This is a genomic window from Pseudoduganella dura, assembly GCF_009727155.1.
In the GTDB taxonomy this organism is placed as follows: Bacteria; Pseudomonadota; Gammaproteobacteria; order Burkholderiales; family Burkholderiaceae_D; genus Rugamonas; species Rugamonas dura.
Genome location: NZ_WNWM01000002.1, coordinates 4,813,355 through 4,828,771, shown reverse-complemented (window position 1 = coordinate 4,828,771; position 15,417 = coordinate 4,813,355). Strand labels below are relative to the sequence as shown.

12 protein-coding genes and 1 tRNA gene are annotated in these 15,417 nt (G+C 65.3%); 3 read left to right on the top strand and 10 right to left on the bottom strand.

Going from position 1 to position 15,417, the window contains the following annotated elements; all coding sequences use genetic code 11:
* The first annotated feature begins 22 nt into the window (after positions 1–22).
* Positions 23–1,093 (top strand): PDDEXK nuclease domain-containing protein, encoded by a 1,071-nt coding sequence (locus GJV26_RS21135; RefSeq protein WP_155710697.1) that lies wholly within the window; start codon positions 23–25, stop codon positions 1,091–1,093.
* A 108-nt stretch (positions 1,094–1,201) separates the two neighbouring features.
* On the opposite strand, the gene GJV26_RS21130 is transcribed toward GJV26_RS21135, so the two are convergent.
* A tRNA-Pro gene (locus tag GJV26_RS21130) sits at positions 1,202–1,278 on the bottom strand.
* 124 nt (positions 1,279–1,402) lie between these two features.
* Between GJV26_RS21130 and GJV26_RS21125 the strand changes: the two genes are divergently transcribed.
* Positions 1,403–2,236 carry an SIR2 family NAD-dependent protein deacylase gene (locus tag GJV26_RS21125; RefSeq protein ID WP_173346240.1) on the top strand — a complete coding sequence of 278 codons (834 nt, stop codon included), beginning with the start codon at positions 1,403–1,405 and terminating at the stop codon, positions 2,234–2,236.
* Positions 2,237–2,274: 38 nt separating this feature from the next.
* Here the strand turns inward: GJV26_RS21125 and GJV26_RS21120 are convergent, their stop codons facing one another.
* Positions 2,275–2,979 (bottom strand): fumarylacetoacetate hydrolase family protein, encoded by a 705-nt coding sequence (locus tag GJV26_RS21120; protein WP_371866568.1) that lies wholly within the window; start codon positions 2,977–2,979, stop codon positions 2,275–2,277.
* A 22-nt stretch (positions 2,980–3,001) separates the two neighbouring features.
* Entirely contained in the window at positions 3,002–3,613 is a 612-nt protein-coding gene (locus GJV26_RS21115) for a TetR/AcrR family transcriptional regulator (RefSeq protein WP_155710694.1), read from the bottom strand.
* A gap of 122 nt (positions 3,614–3,735) precedes the next feature.
* Between GJV26_RS21115 and GJV26_RS21110 the strand changes: the two genes are divergently transcribed.
* Complete coding sequence (locus GJV26_RS21110; RefSeq protein WP_155710693.1) at positions 3,736–4,230, top strand: GNAT family N-acetyltransferase; 495 nt, start codon at positions 3,736–3,738, stop codon at positions 4,228–4,230.
* A gap of 206 nt (positions 4,231–4,436) precedes the next feature.
* On the opposite strand, the gene GJV26_RS21105 is transcribed toward GJV26_RS21110, so the two are convergent.
* From GJV26_RS21105 to GJV26_RS21075, 7 genes are all read right to left on the bottom strand, one after another.
* Complete coding sequence (locus GJV26_RS21105) at positions 4,437–5,843, bottom strand: efflux transporter outer membrane subunit (protein ID WP_155710692.1); 1,407 nt, start codon at positions 5,841–5,843, stop codon at positions 4,437–4,439.
* 1 nt (position 5,844) lies between these two features.
* Positions 5,845–8,997 carry an efflux RND transporter permease subunit gene (locus GJV26_RS21100; protein ID WP_155710691.1) on the bottom strand — a complete coding sequence of 1,051 codons (3,153 nt, stop codon included), beginning with the start codon at positions 8,995–8,997 and terminating at the stop codon, positions 5,845–5,847.
* Positions 8,998–9,015: 18 nt separating this feature from the next.
* Positions 9,016–10,224 carry an efflux RND transporter periplasmic adaptor subunit gene (locus GJV26_RS21095; RefSeq protein ID WP_155710690.1) on the bottom strand — a complete coding sequence of 403 codons (1,209 nt, stop codon included), beginning with the start codon at positions 10,222–10,224 and terminating at the stop codon, positions 9,016–9,018.
* A gap of 267 nt (positions 10,225–10,491) precedes the next feature.
* Complete coding sequence (locus GJV26_RS21090) at positions 10,492–11,253, bottom strand: hypothetical protein (RefSeq protein WP_155710689.1); 762 nt, start codon at positions 11,251–11,253, stop codon at positions 10,492–10,494.
* Positions 11,254–11,370: 117 nt separating this feature from the next.
* The gene (locus tag GJV26_RS21085) at positions 11,371–13,287 is read right to left on the bottom strand and encodes an MFS transporter (RefSeq protein ID WP_155710688.1); all 1,917 of its coding nucleotides are present in this window, start codon (positions 13,285–13,287) and stop codon (positions 11,371–11,373) included.
* Positions 13,288–13,379: 92 nt separating this feature from the next.
* Entirely contained in the window at positions 13,380–14,693 is a 1,314-nt protein-coding gene (locus GJV26_RS21080) for an ATP-binding protein (RefSeq protein WP_155710687.1), read from the bottom strand.
* Positions 14,693–15,346 carry a response regulator transcription factor gene (locus GJV26_RS21075; protein ID WP_155710686.1) on the bottom strand — a complete coding sequence of 218 codons (654 nt, stop codon included), beginning with the start codon at positions 15,344–15,346 and terminating at the stop codon, positions 14,693–14,695. Before GJV26_RS21075 ends, GJV26_RS21080 begins: the two co-directional genes overlap by 1 nt.
* Positions 15,347–15,417: the final 71 nt, after the last annotated feature.

Here is a 15,417-nt window from a genome sequence, read left to right as displayed (position 1 = left end):
TTATGTTACCGCACGCCGCATCATGACCGACCAGCGCCCGACATCCCTCTCCCCCGTACCCGCAGGCTACGCAGACTGGCTGGCCGAACTGAAGACGCGCATCCAGACAGCCCGGCAACGCGCGGCACTGGCGGTCAACCGCGAACTGGTGCTGCTCTACTGGCAAATCGGCAGCGATATCCTGCTTCGTCAAGGCCGCGAAGGCTGGGGCGCCAAGGTGATCGAGCGGTTGGCGCACGACCTGCGCACCACCTTCCCTGAAATGAAGGGGTTTTCGCGTGCCAACCTGATGTCGATGCGAGCTTTTGCCGAAGCCTGGCCGGAACCGGAAATTGTCCAACAGGCTGTTGGACAATTACCATGGGGCCACAATCTGATGCTGCTCACCAAGCTCAAGGATAAACAGCTACGGCTTGCCTACGCCCAGCGCGCTGTCGAACACGGCTGGTCGCGCAGCCTGCTGGGCATGCACATTGAAACACGCTTGCTGGAACGCGAAGGCCAGGCGCTGACCAATTTCGAGGCGCGGCTGCCCGCGCCGGAATCCGACCTGGCCCGGCAAAGCCTGAAAGACCCCTACCTGTTCGATTTTCTGGATATCGGTGCGGAAGCCACTGAACGCGCCATCGAAACCGCCCTCGTGCAACACGTCACCCGCTTTTTACTGGAACTCGGCGCCGGTTTCGCCTTCGTCGGCCGGCAGGTTCCGCTGGAAGTCGGCGGCGACGATTTCTTCATCGATCTGCTGTTCTATCACTTGAAGCTGCGCTGCTATGTCGTGATCGAACTCAAGGCCGACAAATTCAAGCCGGAGCATCTGGGCCAGTTGAGCTTTTACCTCACCGCTGTCGATGCGCAAGTGAAGAGCGAGCACGATGCGCCCACCATCGGCCTGTTGCTCTGCAAGAGCAAGGTGGTAGCCGAATACGCCCTGCGCGATGCAAGCCGCCCCATGGGCGTGGCGGAATATCAACTCGTGGAGTCCCTGCCCGCCCTGCTACAGACCAGTCTCCCCAGCATCGAACAGATCGAACAGGAGCTGGCCGGCCTGGACGAACCCGACAGATCGACGCAACAGGACAGCAATGCATGACTGCTACGTGCGGTATCGCCTGCTTTCCATACCACGAAAAATGCAGGGATAAATTCCCCACAAACGACAAAGGCCGCTCCGAAGAGTGGCCTTTGTCGTTGAATCTTTTGGTCGGGACGGAGTGATTCGAACACTCGACCCCTTGCACCCCATGCAAGTACGCTACCAGGCTGCGCTACGCCCCGACGAGAGCCGGATTATAGCAGACGGCCTTACGTTTTTGCCATGCCTTTTTGCGTTCCACCAGGCACGGCCATTGGCGGCTGCCAGCCAATGGCAAGCGCAGCCAACGGCGCTAGAATCGCAGGCATGACCGACACAACCACAACCGCCCTGCTCGACCATGCCGCCGACCTGATCCGCCAGGCCGACAGCCTGATCGTGGCGGCCGGCGCCGGCATCGGCGTCGACTCCGGCCTGCCCGACTTCCGCGGCAACGAAGGCTTCTGGCGCGCCTACCCCGCCCTCGGCGCCGCCCGCATCGCATTCACGACCGCCGCATCTCCCGCCACGTTCAGGGAAAACCCGAAACTGGCCTGGGGGTTCTATGGCCACCGGCTCAACCTCTACCGCGATACGGTGCCCCACAATGGTTTCGCGTTACTGAAGAGCTGGGGAGAACAAATGCCCCACGGCTACCACGTCTTCACCAGCAACGTGGACGGCCAGTTCCAGAAAGCCGGCTTCGATGCCGGCCGCGTGCATGAATGCCACGGCTCGATCCACCACCTGCAGTGCCTGGCACCGTGCAGCGATGCGATCTGGGAAGCAAAGGAATTCACACCCGAGGTGGATGCGGAAAAGTGCCGCCTGACGAACGAACCACCGCGCTGCCCCCACTGCGGCGGCCTGGCGCGCCCCAACATCCTGATGTTCGGCGACTGGGGCTGGGTCGAGAAAAGAAGCGCCCGGCAAGCGGAGCGGCTGGAACGCTGGCTGGACAAGGTGGAACACCCGGTCGTCGTCGAACTGGGCGCCGGCACGGCGATTCCGTCGGTGCGGCTTTTCAGCCAGGAGGTGATCCGGCACAGCGGCCGGCTCGTGCGCATCAACCCGCGCGAGCCGGACGTGCCGACGAGAAACGATGTGGGCCTGGCGGCGGGCGCGCTGGACGGCCTGGCGGCCATCGCGGCGCGCCTGTAGCGCCGCAGGCTTACTGCTTGGCGCTCCCTGGTCGTTGCTTAGACGAAGCGCACGGCGATATCGCTCAGGCCATCCACGTGGCCGACGAGCGTCTGGCCGCGCTGCACGGCACCCACGCCTTCGGGCGTGCCGGTGAAAATCAGGTCGCCCGGCTGCAGCGCGAAGTAGGTTGAAAGATTGGCGATCGTCTCGGGGATCGACCAGATCATCTCGTTGATGTGCCCGGCCTGCTTCGTCGCGCCGTCGATCTGCAGCGTGATGGCCGCGTCTTCGATGCCCGTCACGGTAGCGGCGGTATGCAGCGTGCCGACCGGTGCCGAAAAATCGAACGCCTTGCCGATTTCCCACGGGCGGCCGGCATCCTTCATCCTGTTCTGCAGGTCGCGGCGCGTCATGTCGAAGCCGACCGCGTAGCCGAAGATGTGCGAGGCGGCGTCTTCCACGGCGATGTCCGCGCCACCCTTGCCGATCGCCACGACCAGTTCGCACTCGTGGTGGAAATTGCTCGTCTGCGGCGGGAACGGCAATTCGGCCGTGGTGCCCGGTGCCACCGCCACCACGGCGTTCGCGTCGCCCGGCTTGGTGAAGAAGAACGGCGGTTCGCGGCTCGGGTCGGAACCCATTTCACGGGCGTGGCCGGCGTAGTTGCGTCCCACGCAGTAGACGCGGCGGACGGGGAAGCGGGCATCGGTACCGGCAACCGCCAGCGCGGCGGCCGGGTGCGGCGGGAAGATGAAGTCGATCATGGCTCTTTCGTGATGGATGTCAGCTGAACAGCAGGGCCCGCAGTGCCAGCCGGAATGAATCGGTCAGGATGTCCGCGTCCATATCCGGGTTGTGCACGGCACGCACCGGCAGGCCCTGGAACATCGAGATGATAACGTTCATCCGCCCATCGAGCACGGTATCGTCCACGGACAGCCCGTGGCGCTCGCGCCCCGCCTTCAGGATCGTGCGGAACATCTGGCACGTGCGGCGGTCCGCGTCGCGCGCCACGGCGGCGATTTTCGGATTGCGCGATGCTTCGGCGGTGATTTCCAGCGGCAGGATCCACGTTTGCGGATCGAGGTCGTCGCGCACGCTGCGCGGCACTTCGTCCAGCAGCGCCTGCAGCGGATCGTCCTTCAGCTCGAAACCGCGCAACAGCGCCGACACGCGCTCCACGTTTTCCTCCACGAACGCGGCAATGATCGCATCCTTGCTGTCGAAATAATTGTAGATATGGCCGGCGCTCATGCCGGCGGCCTTGGAGATCTCGGCCATGCTCGCGCCGTGGAAACCGCTGCGGCCGAAACAGGCGGCAGCCGCGTCGAGCACCTGGCGGCGCCGGTGGCGCGCCTTTTCCGGGTCGTGATGACGTTTTTCGGTATTGCTCATACTGCCTTTCAGGGGCGCTGGCAGCGTGGCTTGTGGCTGGCCGCCCCGGTTTGTCAAACGGATCGCCCGTGCAGCCGCACGGATGCTATCATTTTCTTCGACCGCCACTTGCAAGGACGACCATGTCAAGCAGGACTTCCCGCACGATCGAAATGCGGCCGGCGGAAGCCGCCGACCAGGCCTTCCTGTCGCTGCTGTATGCCAGCACCCGCACCGCCGACCAGCGCATGGGCGCCTGCGATGCGCGTACCGAGGCCATGCTGATGGCCCTGCAGTTCCGCGCCCGGCAAACCCTGCTCCATGCGCTCTATCCTTACAGCGACATGGCCGTGATCGTCGAGCGCGAGCGGCCGGTCGGCGCGCTGCACGTCAATTACGGCTCCGACGAGATCCGCATCCTCGATATCAGCCTGCTGCCCGAAACCCGCGGCCGCGGCATCGGCCTCGGGCTGCTGCGCAGCTTGCAGGCCCAGGGGGCGCGCATGCGCGTGCCCGTGCGGCTCGACGTGTTGCCCGGTACCCGGGTGCAACGCCTGTTCCAGCGTTGCGGGTTTACGCTCAACGGGGCGAACGGGCTGTACTTGTGCATGGAGTGGATGCCGCCGTTGCTGACCTGACGCTTTGCTCAGCATCTTGCTCGGCGATATCGTCTGTCGATGCTTGAAACCTACCCTCCGGCTAATGCTGTCGGGGTTGATCATGCCTGCAAACCACTAGCCGCCACCGTCGCAACGGGTGCAGGGCAAGGCGCGGCCCCGCAGACAGTGCTTTAGCACGGCAAGGGGCCGCAACGCAGCCATGCGCCCGTTTCGGCGGTCGAAAGTTACTGCCAGCCGCCGCCAAGAACCTTGTACAAGGTTACCTGGTTGGAAGCCTTCGCCAGCCGCGCGCTGATGTAGGTCTGCTGCGCCGCGTACAGCGTGCGCTGCGATACCAGCGCGTTCAGGTACGACTCGGCGCCCTTCTGGTAACGCTGCTCGTGGATCTGGTAGCTCTTGTTGGAAGCTTCCACCAGCGCCGCCTGCGATGCCACGCGCTCGTCGATCGTGCCGCGCTGGGCCAGCGCATCGGACACTTCCCGGAAGGCCGACTGGATCGCCTTTTCATACTGCGCCACGGCGATATCGCGGTTGGTGCGCGCCAGGTCCAGGTTGGCCTGGTTGCGGCCGCCCGCGAAGATCGGCAGCGTCAGCTGGGGAATGAACGTCCACGTGCCGGCGCCCGCCTTGAACAGGTTCGACAGGTCGCTGCTCGCGCCGCCGGCCGATGCCGTCAGCGAGATGCTCGGGAAGAACGCGGCCCGGGCCACGCCGATGTTGGCGTTCTGCGCCTGCAGCGAGCGCTCGGCGGACAGCACGTCCGGCCGGCGCGCCAGCACTTCGGAGGGCACGCCCGCCGGCAGTTCCGCCAGTTGCGTCACCGACTGCAGCGTGCCTTGCGGCAGCAGCTCGGCAGGCACGGCGGCGCCGGCCAGCAAGGTCAGCGCGTTCTGGTCCGCCGCCACCTGGGCGGTGTAGACGGCCACGTCGCTGCGCGCCGTTTCCACGCTGGTCTGTGCTTCGTACATGTCCAGGCCGGACGTGGCGCCCGCCTCGAAGCGGCGCTTGCTGAGCTCATACGAGATCTGCTGGCTCTTCAGCGTGTCCTGCGCCAGGCGCAGGCGTTCCTGGTCGGCGGCCAGCGTGAGCCAGGCGTTCGCCACTTCGGAGACGAGGCTGATCTGCTGCGCGCGGCGCGCCTCCTCGGTGCCCAGGTACAGCTGCAGCGCCGCTTCCGACAGGTTCTTCACCTTGCCGAAGAAATCCAGTTCGAAGGCCGGGATGCCAAGGCCCGCCGAATACTGGCGCGAGATGTAGCCTTCGCCATTGGCCTGGTTGTCGGGCACGCGCTGGGCCGTCTGGGCCACGCTGGCGTTCAGGCCCGGCACGCGGTCGGCGCGGCTCACGCCGTATTGCGCGCGGGCGGCCTCGATATTGAGGATCGACACGCGCAGGTCGCGGTTGTTGGCCAGCGACAGCTCGATCAGCTGTTCCAGCTGCGGGTCGGCGATGAACTCGCGCCACGCGAGGTCGTTGACGGCCTTGCCGTCGGCCGGCTGTGCCGAAGGCTGGTAGGCATCGCCCTGCGGCCATGCCGGCGTCACCGGCGCCGCGGGGCGCTCGTAGATGGGCGCCAGGTTGCAGCCGGCCAGCAGTGCCGTCACGGCCAGGGTAATCAGTGTCTTGCTCATATTAATGGGTTTCCTTAACGATGGTGCCGGCGGCCGGCGGCGTGTCCTTCACGCCCTTCGACTTCGAGATGCTGCGCACCAGCACGAAGAACACCGGCACGAAGAAGATGCCGAGGAACGTGGCGGTCAGCATGCCCCCCAGGACGGCCACGCCGATGGCGTTCTGGCTGCCCGAGCCGGCACCGCTCGCCAGGGCCAGCGGCAGCACGCCCAGGCCGAAGGCGATCGACGTCATCAGGATCGGGCGCAGGCGCAGCTTCACCGCTTCCAGCGTGGCTTCGCGCACGTCCTTCCCGCCTTCCTGCAGTTCCTTGGCGAATTCCACAATCAGGATCGCGTTCTTTGCCGCCAGGCCGACCACGGTCAACAGGCCCACCTGGAAGTACACGTCGTTCGACAGGTGGAAGCCCCAGGTGGCGATCACGGTACCGATGATACCCAGCGGGATCACCAGCAGCACCGAGAACGGCACCGACCAGCTTTCATACAGCGCGGCCAGGCACAGGAACACGATCAGGATCGAGATGGTGTACAGCATCGGCGTCTGCGAACCGGATTCGCGTTCCTCCACCGACAGGCCGGTCCATTCGAAGCCGATGCCGGGCGGCAGTTGCGCGACCATCTTCTCCACCTCGGCCATCGCCGCGCCGGAGCTCACGCCCGGCGCCGGGCTGCCCTGGATGTTCATGGACGACAGGCCGTTGTAGCGCTCCAGGCGTGGCGATGCATAGATCCACTCGCCGCTGGCGAACGCGGAGAACGGCACCATCTCGCCGGCGGTGTTGCGCACGAACCACTTGGAGAGATCTTCCGGCACCATGCGCGAATCCGCCTGGCCCTGCATGAACACCTTCTTCACGCGGCCGCGGTCGACGAAATCGTTCACGTACGACGAACCCCAGCCCACCGACAGCACGCGGTTCACGTCCGCCACGGCCAGGCCCAGCGCGGTGGCTTTCTGCTGGTCGATGGTGACCTTGTACTGCGGCGTGTCTTCCTGGCCGTTCGGGCGCACGCCCGCCAGCATCTTGTTCTGCCCGGCCATGCCGAGCAGCTGGTTGCGCGCGGCCATCAGCGCCGCATGGCCCACGCCGCCCACGTCCTGCAGCTGCAGGTCGAAGCCGGAAGCATTGCCCAGTTCGATCACCGCCGGCGGCGCGAACGAGAACACCATCGAGTCGCGCAACTGCAGCAGCTTGCCCATGGCACGGCCGGCGATCGCGCTCACGCGGTTTTCCTTGCCCGAACGCTCGGACCAGTCCTTCATCCGCACGAAGGCGATACCGGTGTTCTGGCCATTGCCGCCGAACGAGAAGCCGGCCACCGCGAACACGGAAGCGACGTTGGCCTTCTCATCGTTCATGAAGTACTGCTCGACCTTTTCGATCGTTTTCAACGTGCGTTCCTGCGTGGCGCCGGTGGGCAGCTGGATCTGCGTGAACAGCACGCCCTGGTCTTCTTCCGGCAGGAACGAAGTCGGCAGGCGCATGAACAGCACGGCCAGGATTGCCAGCAGAACGGCATACATGATCATCGACGGCGCGCGGCGGCGGATCATGCCGGCAACCACGCCCTGGTACTTGTCGGTGCCCTTTTCGAACGTGCGGTTGAACCAGCCGAAGAAGCCGCGGTTGGTCATGTGATGACCTTTTTCAACCGGCTTGAGGAACGTGGCGCACAGTGCCGGCGTGAAGACCATCGCCACAAGCACGGACAACACCATGGCCGACACGATCGTGATCGAGAACTGGCGATAGATCACGCCGGTGGAGCCGCCGAAGAACGCCATCGGCACGAACACGGCGGACAGCACCATGGCGATACCCACCAGCGCGCCGGAAATCTGGCCCATCGATTTCTTCGTCGCCTCCTTCGGCGACAGGCCTTCTTCCGTCATCACCCGCTCGACGTTTTCCACCACCACGATCGCATCGTCGACCAGCAGGCCGATCGCCAGCACCATCGCGAACATCGTCAGCGTGTTGATGGAATAACCCAGCGCGGAGAGCACGGCGAAGGTACCCAGCAGCACGACCGGCACCGCCATCGTCGGAATCAGCGTGGCACGGAAATTCTGCAGGAACAGGTACATCACGAGGAACACCAGCACGATGGCCTCGGCCAGCGTCTTGACCACTTCCTCGATCGACAGCTTGACGAACGGCGTGGTATCGAACGCCACCATCGCCTTCATCCCTTTCGGGAAGAGCTTGCCCATCTCCGCGATCTTGGCTTCCACGGCCTTGGCGGTATCGAGCGCGTTGGCGCCGGTGGCCAGCTTCAGCGCCACGCCGGCGGCCGGCTTGCCGTTGAAACGCGCCACGGTATTGTAGTTTTCGCGGCCCAGTTCCATCCTGGCCACGTCGCGCAGGTGCACGGTGGCGCCGGTGGCCTGCGTCTTCAGCAGGATCGCGCCGAACTGCTCGGCGGTCTGCAGGCGGCTCTGCGCCGTCACGGTGGCGTTCAGCTGCTGGCCCTGTACGGCAGGGGCACCGCCCAGTTCACCGGCAGAGACTTCCGCGTTCTGCGCCTGCACGGCGGTGATCACGTCGGCCGGCGTCAGCTGATAGCTGCTCAGCTTGGTCGGATCGAGCCAGATGCGCATCGCGTACTGCGAACCGAACAGCGTCACGTCGCCCACGCCCTGCACCCGCGACAGCGGGTCGAGCACGTTGGCCGCCACGTAGTCGCCCAGGTCGGACTGGTCCATGCTGCCGTCTTCGGAAACGAAGCCCAGCACCAGCAGGAAGTTCTTGGTGGCTTTCGATACCACCAGACCCTGTTGCGTGACGGCGGTGGGCAGCAGCGGCGTGGCCAGCTGCAGCTTGTTCTGTACCTGCACCTGGGCGATATCCGGATTGGTGCCGCTCTTGAACGTCAGCGTGATGCTGATGCCGCCGGTCGAGTCGGACGACGAGCTCATGTAGCGCAAGCCGTCGATGCCCTTCATCTTCTGTTCGATGACCTGCGTAACGGCGTCTTCCACGGTCTTCGCGGAGGCGCCCGGGTACGAGCCGGAAATCGAGATCGAAGGCGGCGCGATGCTCGGATACTGCGCGATCGGCAGGGTCCAGATCGCGAGGCCGCCCGCGAGCATGATGACGATGGCGATCACCCACGCGAAGATGGGGCGATCGATGAAAAATCTTGCCATTGTGTGACTCCTGCTTTCTTATTGGGCGGCGGCGGCCGGCTTGGCGGCGGCCGTGCTGGCCGCTGCGGGTGCGGCAGGCGCCGCGACCACGGCGGGCGCGCCCGGCTTCACCTTCTGCAGGCCTTCGACGATCACGCGATCGCCGGCGGCCAGGCCGGAGCTGACCAGCCACTTGTCGCCGGAGGTGCCGGTGGTGGCGATGACGCGCTGCTCGACGATGCCCTGCCCGTTCAGCACCAGCGCGGTGGCTTCACCCTTCTGGTTGCGGGTCACGCCCTGCTGCGGCACGGCGATGGCCTGCTCGTTGATGCCGCTTTCGACCACGGCGCGCACGAACATGCCGGGCAGCAGTTCCTGCTTCGGGTTCGGGAACAGCGCGCGCAGCGTGACGTTGCCGGTGCCCTGGTCCACGGTGGCGTCGGCGAACTGCAGCTTGCCTTCCTGCGCGTAGGTGGTGCCGTCGGCCAGCTTCAGCGTGACCTTGCCGGAAGCCTTCTTCATGCCGTCGCCATTCATCGCCTTGCGCAGGCGCAGCAGGTCCTCGCTCGATTGCGTGACGTCGACATAGATCGGATCGAGTTGCTGCACGGTCGTCATCGGCGTTTCCTGGCCGGCCGTCACCAGCGCGCCTGCCGTCACGTTCGAGCGGCTGATGCGGCCCGAGATCGGTGCTTCCACCTTCGTGTAGCCCACATTGATGCGCGCCGTCTGCAGCTGCGCCTTGGCCGACTCCACGTCGGCCCGCGCCTGCGCTTCGGCAGCCACGGCATCGTCGTAGTCCTGGCGGCTCACGCCTTCGATTTCGACCAGTTCCTTGTAACGCTTCACTTTCGGGCCGGCCGTCAGCAGGTTCGCTTCAGCCCTGGCGAGCGCCGCCTTGGCGGAACTGAAGGTAGCCTGGTAGGTGGCCGAATCGATCTGGTACAGCGGCGTGCCGGCCTTGACGTCGGCGCCTTCCGTGAACAGGCGCTTCTGCACGATGCCGGCCACCTGCGGGCGCACTTCGGCGATCTGGAAAGCGGAAGTACGGCCCGGCAGTTCAGCCACCACCGGCAGCGCCTGCGGCTGCACGGTGTATACAGCGACCTGCGGCGGCGGCATCTTGCCGCCCGGCGCGCCGGCCTGCTGTTTCTTGTCGGAGTCGCAGCCGGCGGTCAGCGCCGCCGCGCATGCGAGGAAAAGGATGCCGGCCGAACGCAGCGGCGGGCGAGAGAGCGTGTGGTCCATACCTGGTCTTTCTGTTGTAAGGGTAGTGCGCCTAGAATGAACGATCATTCTAATACAAATCGGAAAGTGGCGCACTAACTGACTACAAAGTCACCAAAATATACTGCAGCGCAACAAAAGTGGACGACTCAGCGTCCTGAAGAGAAAATGCGAATACATTGCAAATTGCAAACGTTTTCAGAATTTGACATGCCGCGCATGCATAACTTGCAATAAAAAAGCCTCCCGGCCATGGAGCGGGGAGGCTTTCGTCGGCACCGTGGTGTATCAGGTCGTTGCTGCCACCACCGGTGCGAAGTTGAAGATCACGTTCTGCAGGTAAACGCCGGTGGTGCCGCCGAAGCCGGAATCGATGCCCAGCAGCACCCAGATCTTGCCCTCGCCGTCCGACTTCACCTTGACGCCGGTGCTGTTGCGCAACAGCTTGGACGCGTAGGTGGTGGTACCGCATGGCAGGCCGTTGGCGATATTGCCCAGTACGAGCGAGGCGGCGCCGGCCGTGCCCTGGTTGCCATGATCGATGTTCAGGCGCACGTCGCCGTTCGTGGTGACCGGTTTCGGTTCCGCGGCCGACGCGGCCGCGATCGCATACACGGATTCGCCCGGCGCGCCGCCCGTGCCGGCGCAACCCGACGGCGCATTGCTGAGCAGGTTCAACGAGGTGATCGTGAACGTGTACTCGGTATTGGCCGCCAGGCCGCCGTACTGCTTCTTTACGTACAGCAGCAGGTCGTTGCTGCGGTTGGTGCCGCTGATGTAGTAAGCCTTGGTGTTCGCGTAGGTCTTGTCGTTGATCGGCGAGATGTCGCGGGACTGGAACACCACATCGGCCGGCGCCGTGGCGGCATTGTAGTCGCTCGACTCGCCAACCCAGCCGCCCGTGTCCAGCTTGAAGTCCTGCGTGAATGGCACGACGGAGACGGTGGTGCCGCCGGTCGTGGTGCCCGCCGGATCGTCGTCATCGCCGCCACAGGCGGCCAGCAAGGCCAGGGTCGCTACCGATAATGCGGCTTTCCAGGAACGGGTCATGAATGTTGTCTCTTTTCTGTACGTGGGACGGAGGCAACATTTTAAAAAGGAAAGAGCAATTCGTGTGCACTTTTTGTAACGAGTTGTACGATCAGCCGTTCCGGCGCCCCTGCTTCCCTACTTCCAGTCGCCGCGCAGCGCCAGCACCGCCTGCTGCAACGACTCCGGCGTGACCGCATCCGGTGCTACCGGCTGGCCCACGGCCAGCGCCAGCCGCGAACGCAGGCCCTTGCGGAAGGCGCGGCCGAACAGGTTATCCTTGCTGCGCGACAGCGGATGCCCCCACAGCCCGCGCAGCGCCATCGGGATCACCGGCACCTGCGAACGTTCCACCACCTTGGCGATGCCGCCCTTGAACTCGTTCACTTCGCCGGTGCTCGTCAGCCGCCCCTCGGGGAAGATGCAGACCAGCTCACCGTCGTGCAGCGCATGCGCGATGTCCACGTAGGCTTTCTCCAGCAGCCACGGGTCTTCCTTGGCCGGCGCGATCGGGATCGCCTTCGCGGTGCGGAAGATCCAGCCCAGGATCGGTGTTTTGAAAATGCGGTGGTCCATCACGAAGCGGATCGGCCGCGGGCTGGCCGCCATGATGACGACCGCGTCGACATAGCTGACATGGTTGCAGACGAGGACCGCGGCGCCCTGCTCCGGAATCCGGCCGGACTCGATCACCTTCACCTTGTGCACCGTGTGGATCAGCAGCCAGGCCAGGAAGCGCATCAGGAATTCCGGCACCAGCGAGAAGATGTAGACGGCCACGATGCCGTTCATGACCGCGGTGGCCAGGAACAGTTCGGGGATCGTCAGGCCCTGCCCCAGCAGCAGGATGGCCACGCCGGCCGCCGCGACCATGAACAGCGCATTCAGGATGTTCATGCCGGCGATCGTGCGCGACAGGTGCTTCGGATCGCAGCGCAGCTGGATCAGCGCGAACAGCGGCACGATGAAGAAGCCGCCGAACACGCCGATCATCACCACGTCGAACACGATGCGCCAGCTGCCCGACTGCGCGAGCAGGCCGAACGCATCGACCGTGGCGGCCGCGGGGGCCGCGTAGCCCAGGCTGGCGAAATACAGGTCGATGCCGAACAGCGACAGGCCGATCGATCCGAACGGCACCAGCCCGATCTCCACCTTGCGGCCGGAAAGCTTCTCGCACAACAGCGAGCCGGCGCCGATCCCCAGCGAGAACACCGTGAGCAGCAGCACGAACACGCTGTGGTCGCCCTTCAGGAACGTCATCGCATACACGGGGAACTGGGCCAGCACCATCGCGCCGTAGAACCAGAACCACGAATTGCCCAGCATCGACAGGAACACGGTGCGGTTGCCGGCAGAGTGCTTCAGGTTACGCACGGTTTCCGTGAACGGATTCCAGGCAATCTTCAGGTCCGGCGCCGGCGCCGGCGTGACGGGAATGCGGTAGCTGGCCAACAGGCCCAGCACCGCGAAGCCGATCGTGCCGAACGCCACCACCGGAATGCCCAGCGAGCCGTGCATGACGAGCACGTCGCCGAACACCTGGCCCAGCAGGATGCCGACGAAGGTGCCCATTTCCACCATGCCGTTGCCGCCCGTGAGTTCCTCGGGCTTCAGCTGTTGCGGCATATAGGAATACTTGACGGGGCCGAACAGCGTGGAGTGCGTGCCCATGGCGAAGATCGCCAGCACCAGCAGCCACAGGCTGTGCGTCATCCATCCGAGCGCAGCGATGCCCATGATGGCGATCTCCGCCCACTTGATGAAGCGCACCAGCGTCGACTTCTCGAATTTCTCGGCGATCTGGCCGGACGTGGCGGAAAACAGCACGTAAGGGAGGATGAAGATCCCGGGGATCAGGTTCGTCACCAGCGATGGCTTCAGCGTGGTCCAGCTGGCGGCATCGAACGTGAGCACCACGATCAGTGCCGTCTTGAACAGGTTGTCGTTGAACGCGCCCAGGAACTGGGTCCAGAAGAACGGCGCGAAGCGGCGCTGCTTCAGCAGCGCGAACTGGCTGGCGTGTTGCTGACTTGCGTGGCTGGACTGGGTCATGGGCGCGGGCAGTGAATCGATGGAACCGACAACATACCGCACATCGCCGGATGGAACAACACGGGCAGCGAACGCGCCGGCTCGCTTGCAATCTAAGTAGCCGGATCGGCGAGCGGCAGGCGGATCGCGATGCGGGTACCGCCGCCGTCGCTGTCGATCGAGAAGCTGCCGCTCACCGCATGCACGCGCTCGCGCATGCCGGCAATGCCGATGCCGTCGGAGCGCCCGGCGGACAGGCCCACGCCGTCGTCACGAACTTCGATGGACAGGTCGCCGCCATGCCGGGCCAGGGTCACTGTCGCCCGGCGCGCGCCGGCGTGCTTGATGATATTCGACAGCGCCTCCTGGACGATACGGTAAGCGGAGATCGCCAGTTCCGGTTCCACGTCCGACATGGCGCCTTCGACCCTGCAGGTGAAACGGCAGTCCGGCTGGCTGTCGTCCACCTGCCGCACCATCTCCTCGACGGCCCCCTGCAGGCCCAGCATGTCGAGCACCTCCGGCCGCAGCCTGCGCACCAGCGCCCTGCCGTTGCCATAGAGGCCCAGCGCCAGCTGCGTGACCGTGGTGGCGCGGCGCGCGATCTCCTGCGCCACCTCCGCCGGCGCGGCCTGCGCGGCAAGCGCGGCGATACGCTGCGACTCCAGGCGCACGGCGATCAGCGAAGCATTCAGTTCGTCGTGGATTTCCAGCGCGATGCTCTGCCGCTCCTGCTCCACGGCCGTATTCAGCCGCCGCAGCAGCAGGCGTTTCCCGGCATCCGCTTCCCGCAGTGCCCGCAACGACGCCTGCAGCGACGTATCGAAACCTTCGGAAAGCCGGTAGGCCAGCGCACCGCACAACAGCAGCCCGGCGGTTGCCGCCAGCAGTTCGAGCCGGAAGCGTGTCGCCTGACGTGCCAGCATCGCGTCCGGCGTCATGCGCACTTGCAGGTAGCCCACGGTTTCGAAGCGCGGGCGGGCGGCGCCGTTGGCCGCGCCGAACACGATGCTGCCGTCCGGCGCGCGCATGTTCAGCCATACGAGGCGCTTCAATACGGGGGCTTCGTAGTAGCGGCCTTCCGGGCCGCCCGCGGCGCGGCCGCGCAGGCGCACCAGTTCGCGCCGGCGAGCGTCGAACAGCGCGATTTCGCGGATCGCGGTATCGGACTGCAGCACACCGCGCATGCTGCGCCGCAGCTCGTCGTACTGCCCGGAGATCACCGCGTACTCGCTGCTGTCGGCCAGCACGCGTGCCAGCAGCGTGCCCCGCTCGGCCAGGTCCGCTCGCACTTCGTCCTGGCGCGACGCGTAGCTGAGCCAGAGCAGCGCGAGGCACAGCGCCACCAGCGGCGCCAGCGTGATCGCCAGCAGCCGCGTGCGCGTGCTCCAGTGGCGGCGCAGCAAGACCGGCACCAGCGCCCGCATCAGGGCTGCAGCAGCCCGTAGCGCACGGCCAGGCGCGTGATGTCCGCCGCGCGGTGCACGCCCAGCTTATCCTTGATCGCCTGGCTGGCATTGCTGATCGTCTTCGACGACACGTCCAGCCGTTCGGCGATTTCCGCGTTGGTGAGGCCCTCGGCCATCAGCGTGAATATCTCCAGCGCGCGCTCGTCGAGCAGCGACTGGGGCGACACGTCGCCCTTGACCGACAGGCTGGCAAGCCGCTCGGCGATGCGCGGCATGAAATACAGTTCGCCCGTATGCGCGCGGCGCACCGCGGCCGCCAGTTCTTCCGGATCGCAATCCTTCGTGATGAAGGCGCGCGCGCCGATCCGGTAGCACTCCTTCACCAGGCTGTCCTGGTCGAACTGCGTGAGGAACACGATTCGCGCATCCGGCTGGCGCCCCAGGATGCCGCGCGCCACGTCGAGGCCCGTCAGCTGCTCGCCGAAGCGGATATCCAGCACCAGCACATCCGGCTGCAGGGCCGCATGCTGTTCCATTGCCTCTTCCGGGCTCCGCGCCTGCGCCACCACATCGATGTCCGGCCTGGCCAGCGACATGGCGAACCCGCTCATGACGATCGGATGATCGTCCGCCAGCATCACGCGGATGCGCCCTTCCTCCCGCTTTTTCATTTCCACCTCCACGCAAGCTTCATTGCCAATGGACGGAAGCATACCATCCCACACGATTGCTATATAACCCC